24 protein-coding genes are annotated in these 24,752 nt (G+C 73.1%); 7 read left to right on the top strand and 17 right to left on the bottom strand.

The genetic code is table 11. From position 1 onward, the window contains the following. Window positions 1-7 precede the first annotated feature (7 nt). The 5 genes from ureE to O7542_RS03905 form a co-directional block, all read right to left on the bottom strand. On the bottom strand, window positions 8-571 hold the full coding sequence (gene ureE / locus O7542_RS03925) for an urease accessory protein UreE (protein ID WP_013475749.1): 564 nt from the start codon (window positions 569-571) through the stop codon (window positions 8-10). 59 nt (window positions 572-630) lie between these two features. Beyond that, window positions 631-2,349, bottom strand: coding sequence for an urease subunit alpha (locus tag O7542_RS03920; RefSeq protein ID WP_043329421.1), 1,719 nt, complete (start codon window positions 2,347-2,349; stop codon window positions 631-633). Between the two features lie 40 nt (window positions 2,350-2,389). Then, entirely contained in the window at window positions 2,390-2,869 is a 480-nt protein-coding gene (locus O7542_RS03915; RefSeq protein WP_043329420.1) for an urease subunit beta, read from the bottom strand. 43 nt (window positions 2,870-2,912) lie between these two features. Next, window positions 2,913-3,215: an urease subunit gamma gene (locus tag O7542_RS03910; RefSeq protein ID WP_013287657.1), complete on the bottom strand. Its 303-nt coding sequence runs from the start codon at window positions 3,213-3,215 to the stop codon at window positions 2,913-2,915. 93 nt (window positions 3,216-3,308) lie between these two features. Beyond that, window positions 3,309-3,551, bottom strand: coding sequence for a hypothetical protein (locus O7542_RS03905; protein WP_209964531.1), 243 nt, complete (start codon window positions 3,549-3,551; stop codon window positions 3,309-3,311). A gap of 15 nt (window positions 3,552-3,566) precedes the next feature. Between O7542_RS03905 and O7542_RS03900 the strand changes: the two genes are divergently transcribed. Continuing rightward, the gene (locus tag O7542_RS03900; protein ID WP_274479116.1) at window positions 3,567-4,289 is read left to right on the top strand and encodes a YoaK family protein; all 723 of its coding nucleotides are present in this window, start codon (window positions 3,567-3,569) and stop codon (window positions 4,287-4,289) included. Between the two features lie 3 nt (window positions 4,290-4,292). Here the strand turns inward: O7542_RS03900 and proC are convergent, their stop codons facing one another. The 4 genes from proC to O7542_RS03880 all read right to left on the bottom strand — a co-directional run bounded on the left by proC (window position 4,293) and on the right by O7542_RS03880 (window position 7,463). After that, window positions 4,293-5,111, bottom strand: a complete 819-nt coding sequence (gene proC / locus O7542_RS03895; protein WP_043331082.1) for a pyrroline-5-carboxylate reductase — start codon at window positions 5,109-5,111, stop codon at window positions 4,293-4,295. A 78-nt stretch (window positions 5,112-5,189) separates the two neighbouring features. Further along, complete coding sequence (locus O7542_RS03890; RefSeq protein ID WP_043331080.1) at window positions 5,190-6,218, bottom strand: 6-phosphofructokinase; 1,029 nt, start codon at window positions 6,216-6,218, stop codon at window positions 5,190-5,192. Window positions 6,219-6,397: 179 nt separating this feature from the next. Continuing rightward, window positions 6,398-6,901: a pyridoxamine 5'-phosphate oxidase family protein gene (locus O7542_RS03885; RefSeq protein WP_043329417.1), complete on the bottom strand. Its 504-nt coding sequence runs from the start codon at window positions 6,899-6,901 to the stop codon at window positions 6,398-6,400. 58 nt (window positions 6,902-6,959) lie between these two features. Beyond that, window positions 6,960-7,463 (bottom strand): polyadenylate-specific 3'-exoribonuclease AS, encoded by a 504-nt coding sequence (locus O7542_RS03880; protein ID WP_043329415.1) that lies wholly within the window; start codon window positions 7,461-7,463, stop codon window positions 6,960-6,962. A 248-nt stretch (window positions 7,464-7,711) separates the two neighbouring features. On the opposite strand from O7542_RS03880, the gene O7542_RS03875 reads away from it, so the two are divergent. Continuing rightward, the gene (locus tag O7542_RS03875) at window positions 7,712-8,404 is read left to right on the top strand and encodes a Crp/Fnr family transcriptional regulator (protein WP_013287664.1); all 693 of its coding nucleotides are present in this window, start codon (window positions 7,712-7,714) and stop codon (window positions 8,402-8,404) included. A gap of 62 nt (window positions 8,405-8,466) precedes the next feature. Here O7542_RS03875 and O7542_RS03870 read toward each other — a convergent pair whose 3' ends face one another. Then, complete coding sequence (locus O7542_RS03870) at window positions 8,467-8,709, bottom strand: hypothetical protein (protein WP_043329413.1); 243 nt, start codon at window positions 8,707-8,709, stop codon at window positions 8,467-8,469. Between the two features lie 59 nt (window positions 8,710-8,768). On the opposite strand from O7542_RS03870, the gene O7542_RS03865 reads away from it, so the two are divergent. Next, the gene (locus O7542_RS03865) at window positions 8,769-12,317 is read left to right on the top strand and encodes an adenylate/guanylate cyclase domain-containing protein (protein WP_233607754.1); all 3,549 of its coding nucleotides are present in this window, start codon (window positions 8,769-8,771) and stop codon (window positions 12,315-12,317) included. 3 nt (window positions 12,318-12,320) lie between these two features. On the opposite strand, the gene O7542_RS03860 is transcribed toward O7542_RS03865, so the two are convergent. After that, window positions 12,321-13,016 carry a lysophospholipid acyltransferase family protein gene (locus O7542_RS03860; RefSeq protein WP_043329411.1) on the bottom strand — a complete coding sequence of 232 codons (696 nt, stop codon included), beginning with the start codon at window positions 13,014-13,016 and terminating at the stop codon, window positions 12,321-12,323. Between the two features lie 186 nt (window positions 13,017-13,202). Between O7542_RS03860 and O7542_RS03855 the strand changes: the two genes are divergently transcribed. Both O7542_RS03855 and O7542_RS03850 read left to right on the top strand, forming a co-directional pair. Next, a complete protein-coding gene (locus tag O7542_RS03855; protein ID WP_281605714.1) occupies window positions 13,203-14,042 on the top strand; it encodes a DUF308 domain-containing protein in 840 nt (279 codons plus the stop codon). Window positions 14,043-14,214: 172 nt separating this feature from the next. Further along, complete coding sequence (locus O7542_RS03850; RefSeq protein WP_043329406.1) at window positions 14,215-15,633, top strand: trehalose-6-phosphate synthase; 1,419 nt, start codon at window positions 14,215-14,217, stop codon at window positions 15,631-15,633. Between the two features lie 16 nt (window positions 15,634-15,649). On the opposite strand, the gene O7542_RS03845 is transcribed toward O7542_RS03850, so the two are convergent. The 6 genes from O7542_RS03845 to O7542_RS03820 all read right to left on the bottom strand — a co-directional run bounded on the left by O7542_RS03845 (window position 15,650) and on the right by O7542_RS03820 (window position 21,076). Further along, a complete protein-coding gene (locus O7542_RS03845) occupies window positions 15,650-16,474 on the bottom strand; it encodes an alpha/beta fold hydrolase (protein ID WP_069089002.1) in 825 nt (274 codons plus the stop codon). Then, window positions 16,471-17,877 (bottom strand): NAD(P)-binding domain-containing protein, encoded by a 1,407-nt coding sequence (locus O7542_RS03840; protein WP_281605713.1) that lies wholly within the window; start codon window positions 17,875-17,877, stop codon window positions 16,471-16,473. Before O7542_RS03840 ends, O7542_RS03845 begins: the two co-directional genes overlap by 4 nt. A gap of 339 nt (window positions 17,878-18,216) precedes the next feature. Next, entirely contained in the window at window positions 18,217-18,915 is a 699-nt protein-coding gene (locus tag O7542_RS03835) for an endonuclease/exonuclease/phosphatase family protein (protein ID WP_064445187.1), read from the bottom strand. A 1-nt stretch (window position 18,916) separates the two neighbouring features. Next, window positions 18,917-19,864 (bottom strand): ROK family glucokinase, encoded by a 948-nt coding sequence (locus O7542_RS03830; protein WP_030500161.1) that lies wholly within the window; start codon window positions 19,862-19,864, stop codon window positions 18,917-18,919. Between the two features lie 73 nt (window positions 19,865-19,937). Further along, on the bottom strand, window positions 19,938-20,573 hold the full coding sequence (locus O7542_RS03825; RefSeq protein ID WP_281605712.1) for a hypothetical protein: 636 nt from the start codon (window positions 20,571-20,573) through the stop codon (window positions 19,938-19,940). A gap of 47 nt (window positions 20,574-20,620) precedes the next feature. After that, window positions 20,621-21,076, bottom strand: a complete 456-nt coding sequence (locus O7542_RS03820) for an SRPBCC family protein (protein WP_043329393.1) — start codon at window positions 21,074-21,076, stop codon at window positions 20,621-20,623. 166 nt (window positions 21,077-21,242) lie between these two features. On the opposite strand from O7542_RS03820, the gene O7542_RS03815 reads away from it, so the two are divergent. After that, a complete protein-coding gene (locus O7542_RS03815; protein WP_064446408.1) occupies window positions 21,243-23,042 on the top strand; it encodes a long-chain fatty acid--CoA ligase in 1,800 nt (599 codons plus the stop codon). Between the two features lie 14 nt (window positions 23,043-23,056). After that, window positions 23,057-24,751 (top strand): GAF domain-containing sensor histidine kinase, encoded by a 1,695-nt coding sequence (locus tag O7542_RS03810; RefSeq protein WP_043329391.1) that lies wholly within the window; start codon window positions 23,057-23,059, stop codon window positions 24,749-24,751. Window position 24,752 lies beyond the last annotated feature (1 nt).

Raw genomic sequence — 24,752 nt, 5'->3', positions numbered from 1 at the left:
CGGCCCCTCAGTTCAGGTCGGCGGGCAGGTGCGTGTGCGGGGTCGAGTCGGCCCCGCCGAACAGCCGCCGCGACTCGTGCGGGGCCAGGTACGCGATGATCTCGGTGCCGGGGATGAACTCGTGGGTGAGGCCGGTGAACGCGTGTGTCCGCATCACCGAGTCCATGACCTTGCGGTCCACCGTCAGCGGGACGTACATCTTGGTGCCCTTCACCACCGCCGGCCAGTGCTGGTTGCCGATCGCGTGGCCGAGTTCGACGGCGGAACGGATCACCATGTCCAGCGACTCGCCGTGCAGCGTGTCGAGGTGCACGACCATCACCTCGCCGAGCGCGATCCGGGCCACCACAGCGGTCGCCGTGGCGTCGTCCCAGGCGAGCACGTCGCCGTCGCGCAGCCGTACGCCGCGGGCCAGGGACAGCGCCAGCTCGGTGCCGAGGCTCGTGGTCCGGCGCAGCCGGCTCTTCTGGGCGTCCCACTGGTCGAGGACCAGGTCGTCGACCTTGGCCTCCCGGAGCCGCTCGGTCCAGGCCGGCTCGTTCACGTTGCCGAGTACCGTTTCGACGAGCATGTGTTCTCCTTTCACGCGACCCCGCCGCCGGCCCGGCCGGGGGCGGGTGCCGCGCCGGGTCAGCTGAAGAAGTAGAGCTGGCTGAGGGGGAGGTTCTTGGCCGCCGGCACGGTCGCGTGCACGCCGTCCATCTTCACGGCGAAGGTCTCCGGGTCGACCTCAAGCTTCGGCGTACGGTCGTTGCGCACCATGTCGCGCTTGGTCAGGTTGCGGCAGCCGTAGACCGGCATGACCTGCCGTTGCAGGCCGAGCTGTTCGGCCACACCGGACTCGTGCGCGGCCCGGGACACGAACGTCACGCAGTTCTTGGCGAGCTGGGAGCCGGTGGCGCCGAACATGGGCCGGTAGTAGACCGGCTGCGGGGTGGGCAGCGAGGCGTTCGGGTCGCCCATGATCGACCAGGCGATCATGCCGCCCTTGAGCACCATCTTCGGCTTCGTGCCGAAGAACGCGGGCTCCCAGAGCACCAGGTCGGCGAGCTTGCCCGGGCTGACCGAGCCGATGACGTGCGAGACGCCCTGGGTGATCGCCGGGTTGATGGTCATCTTGGCGACGTAGCGCAGGACGCGGAAGTTGTCGTTGGCGTCGGAGTCCTCGGCCAGCTTGCCGCGGGCGTTCTTCATCTGCCCGGCGAGCTGGACGGTGCGCAGCCAGGTCTCCCCCACCCGGCCCATGGCCTGCGAGTCGCTCTGCATCATCGAGATGACGCCCTCGTCGAGGAGCACGTCCTCGGCGGCGATGGTCTCGGTGCGGATCCGGCTCTCCACGAAGGCGACGTCCGAGGGCACCTTCGGGTTGAAGTTGTGGCAGACCATGATCATGTCGTACAGCTCGGACTGGCTGTTGATGCCGTACGGCACTGTGGGCGTGGTCGACGCGGGCAGGACGTTCATCTGGCCGGCGACCTTGATGATGTCCGGCGCGTGCCCGCCGCCCGCGCCCTCGGTGTGGAACGTGTGGATGGTCCGGCCCTCGAAGGCGGCGATGCTGTCCTCGATGTAGCCGCTCTCGTTGAGCGTGTCGGTGTGGATGCTGATCTGGACGTCGTACTCGTCTGCGACGGCCAGGCAGGACCGGATCACCGCGGGCGGCGCGCCCCAGTCCTCGTGGATCTTGAAGCTGGGCACCCCGGCCATGATCTGCTCGACCAGGGGCGCCCGGCCGCTGCTGTTGCCCTTGCCCAGCAGGCCGATGTTGATCGGCAGGTTCTCGAAGGCCCGCATCATGTTGTGGATGTTCCACGGGCCGGGCGTGATGGTGACGCCGTTGGTGCTGTCGCTGGGCCCGGTGCCGCCGCCCCACAGGGTGGTGACGCCGTTGCTGAGCGCGGCGTACACCTGCTGCGGAGTGACCAGGTGTACGTGCGCGTCGATGCCGCCGGCGGTCAGGATCAGGTGCTCACCGGAGATCGCGTCGGTGCCCGGTCCGGTCACCAGGCCCGGGGTCACCCCGTCCATGATGTTGGGGTTGCCGGCCTTGCCGATCCCGGCGATCCTGCCGTCCTTGATCCCCACGTCCGCCTTGACCACGCCGAGCAGCGCGTCGACGATTGTCACGTTGGTGATCACCAGATCCACCACGCCCTCGGCGCTGGTGGCCTGGCTGGCACTGCCCATGCCGTCGCGCAGGGTCTTGCCACCGCCGTACATGACCTCGTCACCGAGGACCCGCAAGTCCTTCTCGATCTCGATGTAGAGGTCGGTGTCACCCAGCCGGATCTGGTCGCCCGTGGTCGGGCCGTACATTCCGGCGTATTCCTGCCGTGAGATCTGACTCATGCGTTATCGCTCCAGCTCTGGCGCGTCTGAGAGTGGCGGGCTACTTGCCCTTGCCCTTGCCTTGGTCCTGACCCTTGCCCTGGTCCTGGTCCTGCGACGTGGTCTTGAAGCCGCGCGTCTGGGCCTGGTGGAGCGCCTCGGCCCGGTCCGGCCGGTACCCGGGGATCGGCCCGTCGCCGGTCCAGCCCTGGACCAGTCCGTTGAAGCCGTACACCCGCTGGGAGCCGCCGTACGGGATCAGTTGCACTGTCTTGCGGTCGCCGGGCTCGAACCGGATCGAGGTCGTGGCCGGGATGTTCAGCCGCTTGCCGAACGCCGCCGGGCGGTCGAACTCCAGGAAACGGTTGGCCTCGAAGAAGTGGAAGTGGGAGCCGACCTGGATGGGCCGGTCACCGGTGTTGTGCACGACCACCTCGGTCACCGGCCGCCCGGCGTTGAGTTCCAGAGGTTGGTCGCTGAGCTTGTAGCCGCCGATGGGCCGAAGGTGCTTGGAGTTCGGTCCCGGGTGTTGCTTCGCCATGTCGCCCCCGCTCTGCCGGAGACCGTGGCCTCCGGTCGCTGCTCTACTGGATGGGTGAGTGGACGGTGATCAGCCGTGACCCGTCGGTGAACACCGCTTCGACCTGGAGCATCGGGATCATGTCCGCCACGCCGGGGATCACGTCGTCGGCCGTGAGCACGTGGCTGGCGTCGTTCATGACCTCCTCGACGGTCTTGCCCTCGCGCGCGCCCTCGAGCGCCGCGGCGCAGATCACCGCCACGGCCTCGGGGTGGTTGAGCTTGACCCCGCGCGCCTTGCGGGCGTTGGCGACCATCGCCAACGAGTGGATCGTCAGCTTGTCGAATTCCTTCGGCGTGAGATGCACTTCGCGATCCCTTCGTCCGCACGCTTTGTACGGTTTCAGCTATTCCGTCACGGTAAGAGCGGTTTAGTCGCGCCGCAGCCGTTCAGGGAGATTTCAGGAACCGGCGTGCGCCCGCCGCCGCCGGTCGTAGTCGGCGGCGATCAGCGCGAACACGCCCGAGCGACCGAGCGCGTCGAGCAGGCTCAGGAAGAACTGCGTGATCAGGTACCCGGCGCCCCAGCGGCCGGCCGCGCGTCCGGTCGCCGCATTGCGAAGCGCCCTAAACCCTACATATGCGACATATAGTAGGTTCGCCGCGGCGGCCCGACAGCGAAACTGCCGGGGCTGCTCCTGCACACGAACGGGGGACGGGTGAACCGGTCGGCGCCGTACGACCCCGCGGACTCCTACCGCGAGTTCCGGCGCCCGCTCGCGGCGCTGGTGCTCGCCGTCGTCACCGCCGGCGCGCTGGACTCCTTCGCGTTCCTGCGATACGGCGCGTTCGTCGCCAACCAGTCCGGAAACGCCATCTTCCTCGGCATGGGGCCCACCGGCGGGCACTCCACGTGGCCGGTCTCGGCGGCGTCGATCGTCGCGTTCGCCACCGCCGCCGGGCTGGTCAGCCTGCTCCGCGGCCGCACCGGGCCGACGTCGGCGCCGCTGGTGGACATCGCGGTCACCGAGGCCGCCATGATCGTCTGGGCGGCGCTCAACCTGGCGCTCGCGTACGGCCGGGACGGCACGGCGTCCCGGGTTCTGCTCGCCGCCGCCGGCGCGGCCGCCATGGGCAGCCTGACCACGCTGGCGAGCCGTACCGCGGGGATCGCCACGCCGATCACCTACCAGTCGGGCACCACGACCAAGACCGGTGAGCGGGCCGCCCGCTGGCTGCTCGGCCCCGCCGCCGGCCGGGCCCGGGCCCGGCGGGGCACCCTGCTCGGGCTGCTCGCCCTGGTCAGTTACAGCGTCGGTGGCGCGGTCGGCACGCTCGCCCAGCACCGGCCCCGCTGGGTGCCACTGTGGGGGACGCTCGCCCTGGCCGTGCTGATCCTGCTGCTCCGGCGGCATCCGCGGCCGGCGTCGCGTCGCGGCTGAGCGTCAGTCCGCCTGGGCGGCGAGTTCCCGGGCCCGGTCCCGGGCCGCCTCCAGCGCCGCCAGCATGGCCGCGCGTACGCCGTGGTTCTCCAGCTCGCGGACCGCGGAGATGGTGGTGCCGGCCGGCGAGGTGACCGCCTCGCGCAGCTTCACCGGGTGCTCGCCGGAGTCGCGCAGCATCACCGCCGAACCGATCGCGGTCTGCACGATCAGCTCGTGCGCCACCTGGCGCGGCAGGCCGAGCAGGATCCCCGCGTCGATCATCGCCTCGACCAGCAGGTAGAAGTAGGCGGGGCCGGAGCCGGAGAGCGCGGTGACCGCGTCCTGCTGCGACTCGGGCACCCGCACGGTCGAGCCGAGCGGGGAGAACATCTCCTCCGCCAGGGCCAGGTGCTCGCCGGTGGCGTACGCGCCCGCCGAGATGGCGCTCATCGCCTGGTCGACGAGCGCCGGGGTGTTGGTCATCACCCGGACCACAGGGGTGCCCTCTGGCAGCCGTCGGTTGAAGAACGCCGTCGGCAGGCCGGCGCAGAGCGAGATGACCAGCTTGTCCGCCGGCACCTTCGGGCCGATCTCGTCCAGCAGCGCGGCGGCGTCCTGCGGCTTGACCGACACCGCGAGCACCTCGGCCTCGGTCACCGCGGTGAGGTTGTCCACCACACGTACGCCGTAGCGGTCGGCCAGCTCCTTCGCCCGGGCCGGGCGGCGCGCGGTGGCGAGCAGCCGCTCCACCGGCCAGCCGGAGCGCAGCAGCCCGGACAGCATCAGCTCACCGATCTTGCCGGCGCCGATCACCGCGACCGTGTGCACCTCGCGTGCCATCAGCCGTACCCCTTCCCGGGTCACGTGGGCGTGGCGTGGCGGGCCGGATCACCGGCCCGCCACGCCGTGCGCCGTCGATCAGCTGCCGAAGAAGACCTCGGCCTCGGCGTACCGCTCCAGCGGCACGGTCTTCAGCTCGCGGGTGGCGTCGGCCAGCGGGACCCGGACGATGTCAGTGCTCTGCATCGCGACCATCTTGCCCCAGTCGCCCTCGTTCGCGGCGTCGATCGCGTGGAGGCCGAGCCGGGTGGCGAGCACCCGGTCGAACGCGGTCGGCGTGCCACCACGCTGGATGTGGCCGAGCACCACGGTGCGGGCCTCCTTGCCGGTCTTGGCCTCCAGCTGCTCGGCGAGCCACTGGCCGATGCCGCCCAGGCGGACGTGGCCGAACGCGTCCAGCTCCTGGTTGTGCAGCACCATCTGGCCGTCCAGCGGCTGGGCGCCCTCGGCGACCACGACGATCGGGGCGTACTGGTGCTGGAAGCGCTTCTCGACGTAGCCGGCGACCTGCTCGACGTCGAACTGCCGCTCCGGCAGCAGGATCACGTTGGCGCCACCGGCGAGGCCGGCGTGCAGCGCGATCCAGCCGGCGTGCCGGCCCATGACCTCGACCACGAGCGTGCGGTGGTGGCTCTCCGCGGTGGTGTGCAGCCGGTCGATCGCCTCCATCGCGATGTTCACCGCGGTGTCGAAGCCGAACGTGTAGTCGGTGGCGCCCAGGTCGTTGTCGATCGTCTTCGGCACGCCGATGACGTGGACGCCCAGCTCGTGCAGCTTGGTGGCGACGCCGAGCGTGTCCTCGCCGCCGATCGCGATCAGCGCGTCCACGCCCTGGGCGGCCAGGTTCTCCTTGATCCGCTCCACGCCGTTCTCGATCTTGAACGGGTTGGTGCGGGACGAGCCGAGGATGGTGCCGCCGCGGGGCAGGATGCCGCGCACCTCGGGGATGCCCAGCGGCTTGGTCAGGCCCTCGAGCGGGCCCTTCCAGCCGTCCCGGAAGCCCACGAACTCGTGACCGTAGGTGGCGACGCCCTTGCGGACCACCGCCCGAATCACCGCGTTGAGACCTGGGCAGTCGCCGCCGCCGGTGAGCACGCCGATACGCATGATCTGCTCATCCTCCTGGAGCATCAGGTGAAGCCCGGATAAGCCCCAGGATATGTGTCAGATCAGACCATCGGCGCCGTTGCCGGCCCGGGGCGGGCCGTCAGTGCGCACTGTAGTCGCCACAGGTGTACGCCGACACCGCACCCCGGGCCGTTCCGGACGACGGACGGCCCTACCCGTCAGTAGCTGACCTCGTGGTTCTCCCCCGCCTTCGGCGGCTTGCCGGTCACCGCCGCCCTGGCGAACCCGAGCAGGTTCACCACTGTGCTGCCGGGCGAGTCCCAGTACTCCGCCGAGCCGGCGTGCACCTTGATCAACGTGATCCCCGGCGTGTCCAGACCGTCCGGGAACCACACCTTGAGCAGCGGGTTCCACAGCTCCTTCGCCCGCTCGGGGTCCCACTCCTCGGTGGCGGTGCCGGCCACCGACACCCAGGCGTGGTGGCGCTGGTCGGAGAAACCGACGTTCACCTGGGGGTTGACCCGGATCTGCCGCACCTTCGCCGAGTCGGCGTATGCGAAGAACCACAGGTCCCCGTCGAACTCCGCCTCCTGCAGCCCCATCGGGCGGCTGACCAGACGACCGTCCACGCCGGTGGTGGTGAGCAGGCAGATCCGGGCGTCCCGGATCAGCTCGGTGACCCGGCGGCGGGCGTCCGCGGCGCTTGTCGGCTCATGGCTCATGGGGCACTCCTGTCTCGGATCGGCGTAGATGCCGCTCCCGTGCCCTGGGCGGAACCGGTCAAACCTCCCGCGCCGTCATCGCCCGCCACCGTGCCAGGTTGTGCCGGGCGTCGACGAGCGCGTCGTGCCGGTCCGCCTCGGCGTCCGGCAGCCGGGGACGCCCCCGGTCGTCCCAGAGCTGACGCAGCTCCTTGGTGAACCGGGGGATCTCCCGGGGCAGCGCCGGCATCGCGCCCCAGAGCTGGGCCAGCACGACGTGGTCGTACGCGGCGTACCAGGCCCACAGCTCCAGCTGCTCGCCCGGCCGGTCCCGCACCGGCTCCAGCAGGAAGTCGTGCAGGTCGTCACGGATGCGCGCGCGCGAGCGCCAGGCCCGGTCGGCCGGCGAGGGGAGCTTGTCCAGCACGTTGCGCCGCACCCAGGGCACCGCCCGGGAGTCGTCGAACTCGGTGGAGACCGCGTAGAACTCGCGGCCGTACTCGTCGACGACGCCGATCGACACCAGGTCGACGATCCGGCCGTCCTCGATGAATTCGCAGTCGTAGAAATAGCGGTAGACCATCGCCCTCATCCTCGCCCATCACCGCCGGGGACCGCCCGCCGGGGCGTCCGCCGAGGTCGGCGGCGTGCCGGACACGGCCGGGCCATGGTCACGGAAGTGTCTCCGGGGGTGTACAGCACGCGACGGGACCGTCATGATCTGATGTGTACCGCCGTCGGGCGCCGAACCGGTTGAGCTGCCTTCGTACCGGGACTGACAGCTTCACCCGGTGTGCGAGTCGTGACTTCTGACCGGGGAGGGGTTGAGCCGTGGAGTCTCGCCTGCCGGAGCCGGGTGACGCGCTCACGGGCGTGGAGATGTTCGCCGGGCTCGAGCCGGAGGTGCGGCAGCGGGTCATCGCCGCGGCCGTACCGCGCACCTACCGCAAGGGGCAGCTGCTCTTCGTCGAGAACGACCCCGGCGAGTCGCTGATCGTCCTGCGCCGCGGCGCGGTCGCGGTGTTCCGTACCGCGCCGACCGGCGAGCGCGCGGTGCTGTCGGTGATCCGACCCCCGGATGTGCTCGGCGAAGTGTCCCTGTTGGACGCCTCCACCCGGTCCGCCTCGGCCGAGGCGATCGAGGACTGCGCCGCGCTGGCGCTGTCCCGGCCCGCCTTCATGGAACTGGTGCACTCCAACCCGCGCATCCTGGACGCGGTGATGCGCTCGCTCGGCCAGCTGATCCGCCGGCTCACCGAGCAGAACGCCGACCACGTCTTCCTCGACCTGCCGGGCCGGGTGGCCAAGACGCTGGTCCGGCTGGCCGGCGAGAGCCAGGCCCCGATGATCACCATCGAGCTGAACCAGAGCCAGCTCGCCGAGATGGCCGGCGGCTCGCGGCAGAGCGTCAACCAGGCCATCGGCTCGTTCGCCAGCCGGGGCTGGCTGCGTACCGAAGGGCGCCGCATCGTGGTCACCGACGTGGCCGCGCTGCGCCGCCGGGCCGGCATGAACGACCGCTGAGCGACGACGACGCGGGGGCCGGCGGTCGTCCCGCCGGCCCCCGCGTCGTCGTGGTCGGACCGTCAGTCCTTGTCGCTGTCGGCCGGGGGCGCGCTCGGGCCCGGGCCGATCTTCGAGGGGTCGGTCTTCTTCGGCGGGGTCGTCGTGGTGGTCGTGGTCTCGGTCGATCCGCTACCCGCGGGCTGCTCCACCATTCCTTTTTCCTCCAGTTCGGCGAGGGTTACGGCGTCCACGTCGACCGTGTCGCCGACGGCCCACACCGTCCCCCGTGGATCGGTCCATGAGGCGGACAGCCGGACGTGCACGGCAATCTCCCTGTCGACGGGACTTCCTGCTAGGGGAGACTAGACCCGGCCGAACAGCCGTGACGTCCCGCCGACCCGTCGGGTACCCGACTGCGGCGGCCGCGCGGGACACTGGGGACCTCACGCGTACGGAGCCGGACATCGACCTCACCTGTGGACACTGCGCCCGGACCGCCGGGCCGGACGACCGTTTCTGCGGCGGGTGCGGCCGTCCGCTGGCGGCGTCCTGCCCGGGCTGCGGGCACGCCAACGACACCGGCGCGAACTTCTGCACCAACTGCGGTCAGCCGCTGCGCGACCACGCGGTGGCGGTACAGGAGGACCGCCGGCAGGTCAGCGTGCTCTTCATCGACATCGTCGACTTCACCACGTACGCCGAGCGGGCCGATCCGGAGCAGGCACGCAGCCTGCAACAGGTCTACTTCGCCACGGTGCGCCGGCTGGTGCACCAGTACGGCGGCGTGGTGGAGAAATACATCGGCGACGCCGTCATGGCGCTGTTCGGCGCGCCGGTGGCCACCGACAACGACGCGCTGCGCTGCGTACGCGCCGGGCTGGAGCTGCAGCGCAGCCTGGCCCGCCAGCCGGCCGGGCCGCACCCGCCGCTGGGTTTCCGGGTCGGCATCGCCACCGGCGAGGCCCTCGTCGACCTGGCCGCGGCGCGCGACGGCGGCCAGGCGTTCGTCACCGGCGACGTGGTGAACACCGCCAGCCGGTTGCAGGCGCTCGCCCCGGTCGGCGGCGTGGTGGTCGACGAGAGCACGTGGGCGGCCACCCGGCGCGAGATGGAGTACGCGGACCAGCCGCCGGTGACGTTGCGCGGCCGGTCCACGGTGAGCCGGATCTGGCTGGCCGTGCGGGCACGGCCCCGGCGCGACGGGCAGACCGCCGAGCTGACCCCGATGGTCGACCGGGACCACGAGCGGGGCCTGCTGGTCAGCGCGTTGCACCGCACGCTGACCGAGCGCACCTCGCAGTTGCTCACCGTCTTCGGCCCGGCCGGGGTGGGCAAGAGCCGGCTGCTGCGCGAGCTGGCCCGGCACGCCGCCAGCCTGCCCGGCGCCCGGGTCACCTGGCTGACCGGCCAGTGCCCGCCGTTCGGCGAGAACGTCACCTACGCCGCGCTCGCCGACATCGTCCGCAGCTGGGCCGGGCTGACCGGCGCCGACGACCCGGCCACCGTCCGGGACCGGCTGCGCGAGCGGCTGGGCCGCCTCGCCGAGCCGCACGCGGTACGGCTGGCCGAGGCGCTGGGCCCGCTCGTCGGCGTCTCCGGCGAACGGCTCACCTCGGCCGAGACCGAGGCGGCGTGGCGGCGCTTCCTGCTCGCCCTGGCCGCGACCGGCCCCACGGTGCTCGTCTTCGAGGACATGCACTGGGCCGACGAGGCGATGCTGTCCTTCGTCGAGCAGCTCGGCGCGGCGGCGCGCAACGTGCCGCTGCTCGTCGTCGCGACCGCCCGGCCGGAGCTGCGCGAGCGGCACCCGGCCTGGACCGGCACGATCAGCGGGGCGATGTCCATCTCGGTGCCGCCGATGCACGACGGGGACATCGACACGCTCTACTCGCTGCTGCTCGGCCAGGCCACGCTGCCGCAGGACGCGCGGGCGCCGCTGATCGAGTTCGCCGACGGCAACCCGCTCTACGCCCAGGAGTACGCGCGGATGCTGCTCGACGGCGGGCTCGCCGAGCGGACCGCCGGGCTCGCGCTCGTCGACCCGGCCGGGGTCGCCGGGATGCCGCGTACCGTGCAGGCGGTCATCGCCAACCGGCTGGACCTGCTCGACCCGGCCGACCGCGCGGTGCTCCAGGCCGCCTCGGTGGTGGGCGTGCAGTTCTGGGCGGCGCCGGTGGCGCTGGCGCTCGGCCGCCCGACGGAGTGGGTCGAGCGCGCGCTGCACCACCTCCAGCGCCGGGACCTGGTCTACGAGCTGCCCGTCTCGACCATGCCCGGCCAGGCCGAGTACCGGTTCCGGCACGTGCTGGTCCGGGACGTCTGCTACCAGCGGCTGCCCCGGGCCGAGCGGGTCGCCCGGCACCAGCGCACCGCCGACTGGCTGGAGCAGCTCGCCGACGGCCGGCAGCACGACCGGGCCGAGGTGCTGGCCAACCACAGGTGGGCGGCGCACGAGATCGCCCGTACCGTCGGGCTGGACCAGGCCCCGCACGCCGCCGCGACCCGGTCCGCGCTGCACCGGGCCGCCCGCCGGGCGTACGAGCTGCACGCGCTGGAGACCGCTGCCACGCTCGTGGAGCGCGCGCTGAGCGTGGAGTGCGGGCCGGACCCGGCGCTGGAGCTGTTCCAGGCCGAGCTGGCGTTCTACCGGGACCGCGACGGGTTCCTCGACGGCGGCGGGACCGCGCTGCTCACCACGCTGGCCGGCCGGCTGGCCGACGCCGGTGACCGGCCCGGCGCGGCGAAGGCGTGGCGGCTGCTCGCCACGGCGGCCTTCGCCCGGGCCGACCGCTCGGAGCTGATGCGCTGCCTGGATCAGGCGATCGGGCTGCACGCCACGCTGCCGGACAGCGAGGACAAGGTGGGCGTGCTGCTGGAGCTGGCCCGGGCGCACATGCTCGACGCGGAGACCGAGCCGGCGTGCGTGGCCGCGCGCAGCGCCGCCGAGCTGGCCGAGCGGCTGGGGCTGCCCGAGGCGCGGGCGAACGCGCGCATCACGCTCGCCGTGGTCCGCTACCAGGCCGGCGCCGAGGAGGCGTACGCGGAACTGGCCGAGGTGACCGAGGAGTGCCGGGTGGAGCGGCTGACCAGCCGCCGCCGCGCGGTGCACAACCTGGCCTGGGTGCTGCAGGAGGAGGGCGACCTGACCGGCTCGGCCCGGCTGGTCGACGAGCAGCGGTCCCTGGACCTGGCCGGCGAGCACGCGCTGACGGTGAGCTTCAGCGACCAGTGGGCCCAGTCGTACTACAGCGGGGACTGGACGGCGGCGCTGCGGATGGCCGAGGGGTCGACGCGACGCCCGACCGACGAGTGGGACCTGCACATCGTGGCCGTGTCCGGCTGGATCCGGGCGCTCGGCGACGACCCGGCCGGCCCGGGCGCCGGCGAGGACCTGGTGGACCAGGCGCTCGTCGCGGCCCGGCGCAGCGGCTTCCAGCGCGTGCTGCGCTCCACGCTGGCGCACGCCGCGCTCTGCCGCGCCGTGCAGGGCCGCCGGGACGAGGCGATGGCGCTGCTCACCGAGCTGGACGAGGACTGGCGGCAGACCAAGATGATCCCGTTCGCCGAGTGGGTGCCGGCGGTCGGTCACGTCGCCGCGCTGCTCGGCGGCGACGCCGCGGAGCTGGTGCGCGACCTGCTGGCCCACGCGCCACGGGTGACCCGCTGGGCGCGGGCGGCCGGGGGGTCGGCCGAGGCGGCGCTGGCCCGGCGGGCCGGGGACGCCGCGCGGGCGGGCCGGCTGCTCACCACCGCCGCCGAGGGGTACGCGGAGATGACCGACGTGACCGACCAGATGATCGCGTCCGCGCTGGCGGTCGGGCCGTTGACCGAGGCGGACCCGCCGGCCGCGGCGGCGACGCTGGCCCGGGTACGCGCGTTCGCCGACCGGCACGCCGCGGGCGGGCTGCTGCGGATCGCCGGGGCGGGCTGAGGGTCAGGCCGGTACCGGCTGGCGCGCCCCGGCGCCCTTGGCCTTCTGCGCGTACGTGTCGACGTACTCGCGGCCGGACAGCTCCATCAGCTCGTACATGATCTCGTCGGTGACGGCCCGTTCGACGAACCGGTCACCGGCCATCCCGGCGTAGCGGGAGAAGTCCAGCGGCGGCCCGAACCGGATCCGCACCCGGCCCAGGTTGGGGATGATCTGGCCGGTCGGCTGGATGGCGTCGGAGTTGAGCATGGCCATCGGGACCACCGGGGCGCCGCTCTCCAACGCCAGCCGCGCCACCCCGGTCTTGCCCCGGTAGAGCCGGCCGTCCGGCGACCGGGTGCCCTCCGGGTAGATGCCGGCGATGCCGCCGGCCCGCAGCACCGACAGCTGGGTGTCGAGGGCGGCACGGGCGGCCCGGCCGCCGGAGCGGTCGACCGGGATGGTGCCGGAGCCGACGAAGAACATCTTGGTGAGCCAGCCCTTGAGGCCCCTACCCGTGAAGTATTCGGCTTTGGCGATGAATGTGACTTTTCGCTTGACGATCAACGGAGTGAAGATCGAATCCGAGAAGGAGAGGTGGTTGCTGGCGAGGATCACCGGCCCGGTGTCCGGCACGTGCTCCAGTCCCTCGACCTGCGGGCGGAAGATCAGCCTCAGCAGCGGGCCGAGGATGATGTACTTCAGCAGCCAGTACAGCACCGGCGTCCTTCCCGTGTCGGTGGCGGCGGGCGGGTCGCCGCGTGGCCCCGGAGGCGCCGTCGGCGCCCGGAGGAGTCCGGGAAGAGGGTACGAACGACGAGCGGCACGCCACAACGCACTCCCGGAACCGGGTGCCGACGTGTCACGATTCAGGGCACGGGCAGGGATCGGCGAAGGGGGTGTCCGGTGTCAGGGGGCGGGCCCCGTCGGGGACGGCGGGACAACGGGCTCGACGCGGCCGAGTACGCGGTCGCGGGCGACGTCGATCCACGCGTCGGCGAGCACCTGCTCGACGTGCTCGCCGCCGGTGGCATCGCGGCCTACCTCCAGCCCTCGGCCGACCTGAACCCGGTGACCCGCACCACCACCGTCCCGGCCCGCCCGGTCGACCGGCTCTACGTCGACAGGTCGCACCTGACCACCGCCCGGGACTACCTCACCCAGCTCGCCGACGAGGGCGGCGGCGAGCAGCCGCGCGCCGACGAGCCGGACATCGAGGCCGAGTGGGCGAAGATCGTCGCCGGGTTCCACACCGCGCCGAGCGCCGGCAGCCACCCCTGGCCCGCGGCCGAGGACGTGGACGACCCACCCCCGCCGGGCGCCGCCGCCGGCAGCCGCCCCGAGGAGCCGGCCGGGCCGACCGCCACCGACGTGCGCCGGCTGCCGTACGCGGCCGACATCTCCGGCGTCTCGCTCAGCCGGGACCGGCACGACGAGCCCTCGCTGCTGGACGGCCTGGACACGTTCGGCGCCAACCTGCCCGACGAGGCGTCGGACGAGGAGCACTACACCCCGCCCCCGCCGCCGCCGCTGCCCCGCTTCTCCAAGTACGCGGTGCTCGGCGTGGCCTGCATCGTGCTCGGCTTCCTGCTGTTCCTGTCCCCCACCGTGGTGTCGCTGGTCGACCCGTCGGTGGTGACGCTGCTCGGCTTCTCCGGCATCCTGGCCGGTTTCGTGATGCTGATCTGGCGGCTGCGCCCCGGCGACCGGAACGACCACGACCCGGACGACGGCGCGGTCGTCTGAGGTCGCGCCGTCCGGCTCTGCCCGGATGGCGGGACGCCGCTCGCCCCTGGGCCGGGACGTAACAAGCGTGTAACTTACAGTCAGTAGGAATAGGCTGAACGTCACGTCCCGCACCGGCTGTCCGGCTTGCGTCTCTTCCGGGTCGCCGGTCCCCTGCTGAGCGGAATGCCCGATGCGACAGAGCCCCCTGGTGGTGGTGGCCAACCGCCTCCCCATCGACGACAGTGTGGCGCCCGACGGCGCCTTCGAGTGGCGCCGCAGCCCCGGCGGCCTGGTGAGCGCCCTGCACCCGCTGCTGCGGCAGACGCCCGCCACCTGGGTCGGCTGGGCCGGCGGCACCGGTCCCGCCCCCGCGCTGCCGGACGTGGACGGCGTCCGGATGCACACCGTCCCGTTGAGCGCCGAGGACTTCCGCGACCACTACGAGGGCTTCGCCAACGCCACCCTCTGGCCGCTCTACCACGACGCCGTCGAGCAGCCGGAGTACCACCGCCGGTGGTGGGAGGCGTACCAGCGGGTCAACCAGCGCTTCGCCGAGGCCGCGGCCGAGACGGCCGAGCCCGGCGGCCTGGTCTGGGTGCAGGACTACCACCTCCAGCTGGTGCCCGGCCTGCTCCGCGACCTGCGGCCGGACCTGCGGATCGGCTTCTTCCTGCACGTGCCGTTCCCGCCGCCGGAGCTGTTCATGCAGTTGCCGCGCCGCGCCGAGCTGCTGCGCGGCATGCTCGGCGCCGACCTGATCGGCTTCCAGCGGGCCCAGGCCGCGCACAACTTCGCCCAGCTCGCCACCAAGGTGCTCGGCCTGCCCGCCACCGACCGGCGGATCGGCGTCGACGGCCGGGTGGTGCGCATCGGCGCCTTCCCGGTCGCCATCGACACCGCCGAGATGTCCGCGCTCGCGGCCCGCCCGGAGGTCGCCGAGCGGGCCCGCCGGCTGCGGCAGGACCTGGGCCAGCCGGAGCAGGTGATCCTCAGCGTCGACCGGATGGACTACACGAAGGGCATCGAGCAGCGGCTCAAGGCGTACCGCGAGCTGCTCGCCAGCGGCGACATCAAGGTCCGCGACACCGTGCTGGTGCAGGTGGCGGTGCCCAGCCGCGACCGGGTGGCGCAGTACCAGATCCTGCGGGACCGGGTCGAGCACCAGGTCGGGCGGATCAACGGCGAGTTCGGCCGGGTCGGCGAGCCGGCGATCCACTACCTCTCCCAGCCGTTCGACCGGGCCGAGCTGGTCGCGCTCTACCGCGTCGCGGACGTGATGGCGGTGACGCCGCTGCGCGACGGGATGAACCTGGTCGCGAAGGAGTACGTGGCGGCCCGGGTCGACGGCACCGGCGCGCTGCTGCTCAGCGAGTTCGCCGGCGCCGCCTCCGAGCTGGAGCAGGCGTACCTGGTCAACCCGCACGACCTCGACGGCCTCAAGCAGGGGCTGCTGGCCGCGCTGCGGGCCGGCCCGGAGGACGTGTCGGCGCGGATGCGCGCGATGCGCGACCATCTGGCGCGCAACGACATCCACGCCTGGGCGGCGTCCTACCTGAGCGCGCTGGAGGAGAGCGGGTCGCTCGCCGGCCGCCGCGCCGCAACCCGCTGAGCCGGCGCCCCGGCGCTCACCCCGCCGCGGACGCCGGGTCCTTGTCCAGCCAGTCCAGGATCGCGTCGATCGGCTCCCGCCAGCGGGCGTCGAGCATCAGGTCGTGCCCCATGCCGGGGAAGAGCAGCGGCGCGGAGGCGTACCGCTGGGCGGCCCGGATCAGCGCGGACGCCGGCACGACCCGGTCGTCCGGGCTGCCCAGCACCAACACCGGTGGCCGGCCCACCGCCGGCTCCGGCCCCCGGCCGGTCAGCAGCTGCCACTGCGCCCGCCGCCCGGCCCGGCCCAGCCGGGCCAGGTGCCGCCGGGCGTCGGCGTCGGGCAGCTCCCGGCTGAACAGCTGCCGCCGGTGCAGCCGCAGCCCGGCGCCGAAGACCGCCGGCAGGGTCCCGGCCGGATTGCGCCGCAACGCCGTGCCGAACGTCGCCCAGCCGCCGAGCACCGGCGCCACCAGCACCGCGGCCCGCGCCGGGTAGCGGGCCAGCGCGTGCGCCACGACCCGGGCGCCGGCGCCGTGCCCCACCAGCACCGCCTGCCGCGGCAGGCTCGCCGCCACCTGCGTCACGTCATGGGTGTACGAGCGCAGCGTCGCCTCCGGCGCCGGCTCGCTGCCGCCGTGCCCGCGCAGGCTCAGCGCGTACGCCGGGAAGCCGCGACCGGCGGCGTGCCCCAGCCAGTGCTCGGCGAACGCCCACGCGCCGTGGCCGAAGCCGGGCACGAACAGCAGCGGCGGCTTCGCCTCCTCCCGCTCGGGTACGGCGGCGAGAACCTCCCGGCGGGCGGGCCGCTCCGGCCGGGCCCACTCCCAGGACCGGACGACCCGCACACGCTCAACCGTCATTTGACACCCTCCAGCTCGTGCAGCGCCCGCTGGAGCGCACGCAGGTAGTCGGCGTGCCCGACCTCGAACCAGTGCCGGGTGCTGTCCTTGACCTTGGCCGAGTACCGCTCGCCGAGGCCCGCGCGGACCTTGCGTTCGAACGCGGCGGCCCGCTCCGGCCGGGTGGCGCGCAGCGTGAGCAGCCGGGCGAACAGCACGCTCTGCCAGTGCGAGATGGGGAAGATGCCGGAGTCCGGCTGCACCAGGCCGACCACGGCGAGCGTGGGATGCCCGGCGGTGAACGCGTTGAGCCACAGCCGGGGCCGCCCGGACCCGTCCTCGTCGCCGAGCACCTGTCCCTTGAGGAACTCGAAGCGCGGCAGGTAGCCGGTGGCGAAGACGACCAGCTCGGGGTCGATGCGCCGGCCGTCGGTCAGCTCGACCGCACGGTCGTCGAACCGGGCCACGTCGGGCACCGGCGTGACCTCGCCGTGCCCGACGTAGTAGACGAGCTGGCTGTTGGCGATCGGGTGCGTCTCGTAGACGCGGTGGTCGGGCTTGGGCATGCCGAACCGGGTCAGGTCGCCGACGGTCAGCCGCAGCGTCCAGTGGTAGAGCCACTGCCGTACCCGCAGCGGCACCCGCAGCGCCAACAGCGTGTCGTTCACCTGGTCGGCCGGGCGGCCGAGGACGTACTTCGGGGCGTACCAGTAGCCGCGCCGGGTGGAGTGCCAGCAGTGCGACGCCTGCTGGGCCGCCTCGACCGCGATGTCGCAGCCGGTGTTGCCGGCGCCCACCACCAGCACCCGCTTGCCGCGCAGCTGCGCCGGGTCCTTGTAGGACGAGGCGTGCATGACCTCGCCCCGGAACTGCTCCAGCCCTTCGTAGCGGGGCAGCTTCGGCGACCAGTTGTGCCCGTTGGCGAGCACCACGGCGGCGTACCGGGAGGTGCGTTCGGGGCCGTAGCCGCCGGTGCTGCGCGTGGTCACGTCCCACCGGTCCCCCTCGACCGGCTCGACCCGGACCACCTCGGTGCCGAACCAGACGTGCTGGCGCAGGTCGAAGTGGTCGGCGTACCGCTCGAAGTAGGACAGCAGCTGGCTGTGGTGCGGGTAGTCCGGCCAGTCGTCCGGCATCGGGAAGTCGGGGAACTGGGTGAACGGCCGGGACGAGATCAGGTGCGTGCTGGCGTACACCGGGCTGCGGTCGTGCCGCCAGTTCCAGGCGCCGCCGACGCCTGTCTCCCGCTCGTAGCAGTCCACGCCGAAGCCGGCCTCGCGGAGGTTCTTGACGGCGGTCAGGCCGCTGGCGCCGGCGCCGATGACGCAGACCGTGTCACCCCGGTCGGAGACCGGGCGTTCGGCACGGCTCGATGCGACCGTGGAGTCCGGATCGGGGTGGCCGGGGTCGGTGGAGGAGGACACCGCGAAATCCTGCCGAGAATGCCAGCGGTTGTCCAGCCACCGATTTCGCCGCCGCCCACCCGCTCGACTCGCTTGACACAGCGTCACCGCCGACCCGGTCACCGAGCGTGAATGGACCGGCCGCGCCGGAGGCGTACCTCGTGCGCCCTTTGCTCTGCCGCCACGGACGCGGCACCGGCGGGAGCTGGCCTGACGCCTCTCGGCCGGCCGGCCGGGAAGCGGCCGCCGATCACGACGGGTAACTGATGCGCATGTGGCGGCAGAGCAAAGGCGGCGAAGCGGTTGTCCTGCCGGCCGCCGGGTCCGTGACCGTGCGTCACGGCCGGCGGTCCGCGGCCGTCAGGCGGTGGGCAGCAGCAGGTCCACCAGGACCGGGAAGTGGTCGCTGGCGCGACGGGTCAGCGGCGTGTCCACCACGTCGTAGTCGACCACTGTGATCCGGGGGTCGACGAACAGCGCGTCGATGCGGCGGCGCGGGTCGGCGCAGGAGAACGTGTGCCGGTCGGCCCGGTCGGCGGCCAGCGCCGCGTCGGTGAGCCCCTCGGCGACCGTCCGCCAGGCCGGCCCGTCCGGGCCCTCGTTGAGGTCCGCGCCGGCCACCACGGGCAGCGTGGACGCGGCCAGCTCCCGCTTGAACGCGGCCGCCTGCGCGGGCCGCTCGGCCGGGTCGGTGGACAGGTGCGAGCCGGCCAGCAGCACGTCGACGCCGCCGACCCGGCAGCGCGCGTACGCGGCGCCGCGCATGTGCCGCCCCGGCGTCAGCGGATAGCGCTGGCAGCTGGTGTCGGTGACCCGCACCCGCAGGCTGGTCAGCAGCACGTTGCCCAGCGACGGCAGGCCACCGGCCGCCACCACCATGCCGAACGACTCGGCGAGCGCGGCGCACTTCTGCCGCCACCGGAACCGGCGCGGTCCCTCCTGGACGATCACCACGTCCGGGTCCGCGCCCCGGACCACCTCGGCCAGCGCGGCGGTGTCGTCCCGCTGGCCGTGGACGTTGTACGACAGCACCCGCAGCGGCACACCCGAGTCCGTCATGTCAGATCCGCCGGGCCAGGTCGGCGGCGCCGATCACACCTGCGGTGTTGCCCAGCTCGGCCGGGCGTACCTCGGCGACGGGCAGGCGGCTGCGCTGGGCCAGCGCCTCGGCGAACGACCGGCGGGTCGGGCCGAGCAGCAGGTCGCCGGCGTCGATCACGCCGCCGCCCACCACCAGCACCTGCGGGTCGAGGATCTGCGCCATGTCCGCGAGGCTGGTGCCGAGCCAGCGGCCGACCTGGGCGAACGCCTCGGTGGAGACCGGGTCGCCGCCCTTGGCCGCGGCGGTCACCATCGGGCCGGTGATCGACTCGGCCTCGCCGTCGGCCAGCTCCAGCAGCGCGGTGGCCCGGTGCGGCTCCTGCCGGGCGGCGGCGCGGGCGAAGCGGACCAGGGCGCTGCCGCTGGCGTACTGCTCGATGCAGCCCAGCCGGCCGCAGCCGCACTGGTGGCCGTCCGGCACGGTGAGCATGTGCCCCAGCTCGGCGGCGATGCCGTTGGCGCCGCGGACCAGGCCGCCGCCGAGCACGATGCCGCCGCCGACGCCGGTGCCGATGGTGAACATGACCATCGAGTCGTCGGCGTCGCGGGCCGCGCCGTAGCGGAACTCCGCCCAGGCGGCCACGTTCCCGTCGTTCTCCACGATCACCGGCAGGCCGGTGGCGTCCCCGACGTACGTGCGCAGCGGCTCGTCCCGCCAGGCCAGGTTCGGGGCGAACAGCACGGTGGAGCGGGAGGCGTCGATCCAGCCGGCGGCGCCGATGCCGACCGCCTCGACGGCGTGCCCGGCGGCCAGTTCGGTGACCACCTCGATGATGACGTCGCGGGTCTTGGCCACGTCGTCGGCGGGGGTGTCCCGTCGCGTCTGCACGAGTACCGTGCCGGCGTCGTCCACGACACCGCCGGCCACCTTCGTGCCACCGACGTCGACTCCGATGGTCAGCGTCACCGCTGCCACTCCCCTCTGCTGTGCTGCCCGGGGACCGGCCGAACCAGCCGTACGGTCCCGGGATGTCCGGTGGTCAGGCCCCGTCGCCTGGTGCGTCCGCGCCCACCTCTCCGGACGCCCGCGAGGCGGGCACCACGGGACGGCCGGCCGGTGGCCGGCTCGTCGCCGGCTCCGGCGGCCCGGCGGCGTCGGCGGCGGCACCCGAATCGGCCGCGCCCTCCCCCCGGGTGGCGGCGGACCACACGTCCTGCTCGGGTGCCGGCTGAGAATCATGCCCGGTACGGGTCGCCTCGCGCCACACGTGGTCCCCGGATCCGTCCGCCGCGGCGGTGCCGTCGTCGGCGGTTCGCTCCGGCTCGGCGGGGGTGAACGCGCGCAGCAGGCTCGCCACGCCGGCCGCCAGGTCCCCGGCGCCGGTGGCGAGCCGCTCGGCGAATTCCGGACTCGGGTCGCGCAACGCGGCGATACCGCGACAGACGGGGCAGACACAGCATTCCGGCGAGCCGGTGGCGAAACCGGCGGGCGCGAGCGTCTCCGGAGCGGGCCCGGCGCCGGGCGGGGTGTGACCGAGGACACCGGAGAGGATCCCACCGAGCGGACCCCAGGCGCCGGAGCCGGGCGCCGCGGCGGCCATCTTCGCGCCGGCGAGCAGGGTGGCGACGAGGCGCTCGGCCTCTTCCCGGGCCGAACCCGGATCAGTGGTGCCCATGGTTCGGCTCCTCCAGCGTGACTACCGGGACGGTCGGGACGGTCGGGTCAGTGCGCCGCACCGGGTGCTTCTACCCGGCGCTTGAGCTGCTTCAACGCCGTATCCATGATCATTTTCTCGGCCTTGCGGCGGAACATGCCGAGCATCGCCACGGACAGCTCCACCTCCAGCGTGTAGGTCACCGTGGTCGTCCCGTCCGGGTTGCCCACCAGGTCGTACGACCCGCGCTGGGACCGCTGCATCTTCGACGGGGCGACCAGGCGCCACTCGATCCGGGAGATGTCCTCGGCGTACTCGTAGGCCAGCACGTACTCGTCGGCCAGCACGCCCGCGTCGAGGGTGAACCGGACCTGGCTGGCATAGCCGTCCTCGTACTCCTCGATCACCTCGGCCTCGCGTACCGCCTCGGTCCACTCGGGGTAACTGGGGAAGTCGCAGATGACGGCCGCCACCCGGTCCGGTGACGCGCCGATGATGATCGACTGGGTGGAGGAGTCCGCCATGGGGGGAGGCTACCCGGCCGCGTCCCGCCCGGCGCCGCTCCACCCGCCGACGGGCCTCCCACCAGCCGGTCGGCCAACCTCCCTGGCCGACCCCCCGGGGTGTGCGGGTAGGTTTCGACAGAGCCGACCAGGCCGGCCCCCGCCGGTAGAGCACGAGGGAGTGCAGGTGCGCGAGTTCTCCGTCCCGCCGATCGTCACCGTCGGCGACGCGGCCAACCTGACCGACCCGGTCTGGGAAAACGCCGAGGTCGCCCCGGACACCGTGCAGTTCGTCCGTCCCGGCGCGGGGACGGCGCGCGAGGAGGTGACCTGCCGGCAGTTCCGCGACGAGGTGGTCGCGGTGGCCCGGGGCCTGATCGCGGCGGGCGTCTCCCCCGGCGACCGGGTCGGCCTGATGAGCCGCACCCGCTACGAGTGGACCCTGTTCGACTACGCGATCTGGGCCGCCGGCGCGGTCACCGTGCCGATCTACGAGACCTCCAGCGCCGAGCAGGCCGCCTGGATCCTCGGCGACTCCGGCGCCGTCGCCGTGGTGGTGGAGAGCACCGCGCACGCCACCCTGGTCGCCGGCGTCCGGGACCGGCTGCCCGAGCTGCGCGAGGTCTGGCAGATCGAGCTGGGCGCGGTGGACGACCTGGTCACCGCCGGCGAGGCGGTGGACCCGGCCGAGGTCGAGACGCGCCGCTCCATGCTCAAGGCCGGCGACGTCGCCACGATCATCTACACCAGCGGCACCACCGGCCGGCCGAAGGGCTGCGTGCTGACCCACCGCAACATCTACACCGACATCGCCAACGCGGTGCCGGTGCTGCCGAACCTGTTCCGCCCGGGCGCCTCGACGCTGCTGTTCCTGCCGCTCGCGCACGCCTTCGCCCGGCTCATCCAGGTCGGCGTGGTGCACGCCCGGGCCACCATGGCGCACTGCGCGGACACCAAGAACCTGGTCGCCGAGCTGCAGGACGTCAAGCCGACGTTCGTGCTCTCCGTACCCCGGGTCTTCGAGAAGGTCTACAACGGCGCGCGGCAGAAGGCCGAGTCCGAGGGGAAGGGCAAGATCTTCGACCGGGCGGAGAAGGTCGCCATCGCCTGGAGCGAGGCGCAGGAGCTGCCCGGCGGTCCCGGCCTGGGCCTGCGCGCGCAGCACGCCCTCTTCGACAAGCTGGTCTACCGCAAGCTGCGGGCGGCGATGGGCGGCCGGTGCCGCGACGCCATCTCCGGCGGCGCGCCGCTGGGCGCGCGCCTCGGGCACTTCTTCCGCGGCATCGGGGTGACCATCTGCGAGGGGTACGGCCTGACCGAGACCTCCCCGGCCGCCGCCGCGAACCTGCCCACCGGCACCCGGATCGGCACCGTCGGCCGCCCGCTGCCCGGCGTCACCATCCGGATCGAGGACGACGGCGAGGTCCTCATCGCCGGCGACATCGTCTTCCAGGGCTACTGGCACAACGAGGCGGCCACCGCCGAGGCGATCAGCGCCGACGGCTGGTTCCGCACCGGCGACCTCGGGCACCTCGACGAGGACGGCTACCTGAGCATCACCGGCCGCAAGAAGGAGATCATCGTGACCGCCGGCGGCAAGAACGTCGCCCCGGCGGTGCTGGAGGACCAGGTCCGGGCGCACCCGCTGATCAGCCAGTGCGTGGTGGTCGGCGACCGGCAGCCGTTCATCGCCGCGCTCGTCACCATCGACGAGGAGGCGCTGCCGAAGTGGCTCGCCGCGCAGGGCCGCCCGGAGACCACGAGCATCGCCGAGCTGCGCGAGGACGCGACGCTGCGCGCCGAGGTGCAGGGCGCGATCGACCAGGCCAACCAGGCGGTCTCCAAGGCCGAGGCGATCAAGGTGTTCCGGATCCTGCCGCAGGACTTCACCGAGACCACCGGTGAGCTGACCCCGTCGCTGAAGGTCAAGCGGCAGGTCGTGCACAAGACGTACGCCTCGGAGATCGCGGAGATCTACCAACGCTGACTACGATCCGTCACGTGCCCGCCTCCACATCCGGCCAGCCGCAGACGCAGCCCCTCGCGGTCGCGGCCCGCGCGGTCCTCCTCGCGCTGGTCGCCGCCCTGACCCTGTTCGCCACCCGCGACGCCGCCCAGCTCTGGTGGATCGCCCTGCTGGGCGTCGCGGGGCTGCCCGCCGTGCTCGCCCCACAGCACCGGCTGCTCACCCCGATCAGCAGGTTCGCCGAGGTGGTGGTGCTCGGGCTGGCCGCCAGCCAGGTCGCCGCCGACACCCACCTCACCGGTGTCACCGGGGGCGTTGGCGCCTCGGCGGTGCTGCCGTACCTCGCGGTGCCGGTCACCGTGACCGCGCTGAGCCGCCGGTTCCGCGAGGGCGCCGCGCTGCTCGCGGTGGCGGCGGCGACGCTCGTGGCGAGCGCCGCGTTCACCCGGGTCGACGGCGGCGCGCAGCTCGGTCAGGTCGGCTACCTGGCGGTCTGCGCCCAGTGGCTGATCCTGGCCGGTCTCGGCCTCTACACCGCCGGCACGCTCCAGCGCGTGATGCGGGTCCGCGGCGAGGGCAAACCCCAGCCGTACGCCGAGGCGACCCGGCTGCTCACCCAGCTGCGTACCGTCGCCCGCCAGCTGCCCGGCGCCACGCTCGACCCGGGCGGCATCTCCGAGCACCTGCTGGAGGAGCTGCGGGTGGTGGCGAAGACCGACCGGGGCGCGGTGCTCTCCGCCAGCGGCGGCGGCCGGCTGGTGGTGCTGGCCCAGATCGGCGCGGACCGGGTCGACTGGGAGACCACGCTCGACGCCGACTCGGCCATCGCCGACGCCTGGGCCAGCCAGCAGCCGACCGTCTCGTCCCGGTCGCAGGCCCGGTCCCGGCACTCCGGCGAGGTCTCCGCGCTGATCGTGCCGCTGGTGGCCGGCGTACGCACGGTCGGCCTGGTGGTGATCGAGGCGGACACCGCCGCCGCGTACCCGCCGCCGGTGGTGTCCCGGGTGACCGCGCTGACCGGCCCGGCGGCGCTGCGGCTGGAGGCGGCGCTGCTCTTCGACGAGGTGCGCTCGCTGGCGACCAACGAGGAGCGGCAGCGGCTGGCCCGGGAGATCCACGACGGGGTCGCCCAGGAACTGGTCATGGTCGGGTACGGCATCGACAACGCCCTGGCCACCGTGCACGAGGACGCCGACGAGACCGCCGACTCGCTGCGCACGCTGCGCCAGGAGGTGACCCGGGTGATCACCGAGCTGCGGCTGAGCCTGTTCGAGCTGCGCAGCGAGGTGGACCGGCACGGTGGCCTGGCCGCCGCCATCGCCGAGTACGCCCGCACCGTCGGCGCCTCCGGCGGCCTGCGGGTGCACCTGTCACTCGACGAGTCCACCGCCCGGCTGCCGGCCGCGACCGAGGCCGAGTTGCTGCGCATCGCGCAGGAGGCGGTGACGAACGCCCGTAAGCACGCCGGCGCGTCGAATCTGTGGGTCACGTGCGAGGTGGATCCCCCGTACACCCGAATCGAAGTGTCGGATGACGGTCACGGCATCGGTGACCAGCGCCCGGACGGGCACTATGGCCTTGCGATCATGGCCGAGAGGGCGGAACGTATCCGAGGCCGGTTGGAGATCAGGCCACGTCGACCCAGTGGGACGACAGTGGCCGTGGTGCTCGGCTCGTCGCCCCGGCGCGATAAGGTGCGCGGCAGCGCCGCAGCAGCAGAAGGGGAGTAAC

This window comes from Micromonospora sp. WMMC264 (assembly GCF_027497275.1).
In the GTDB taxonomy this organism is placed as follows: Bacteria; Actinomycetota; Actinomycetes; order Mycobacteriales; family Micromonosporaceae; genus Micromonospora; species Micromonospora chalcea.
This window is presented reverse-complemented; position numbering and strand designations above follow the sequence as displayed.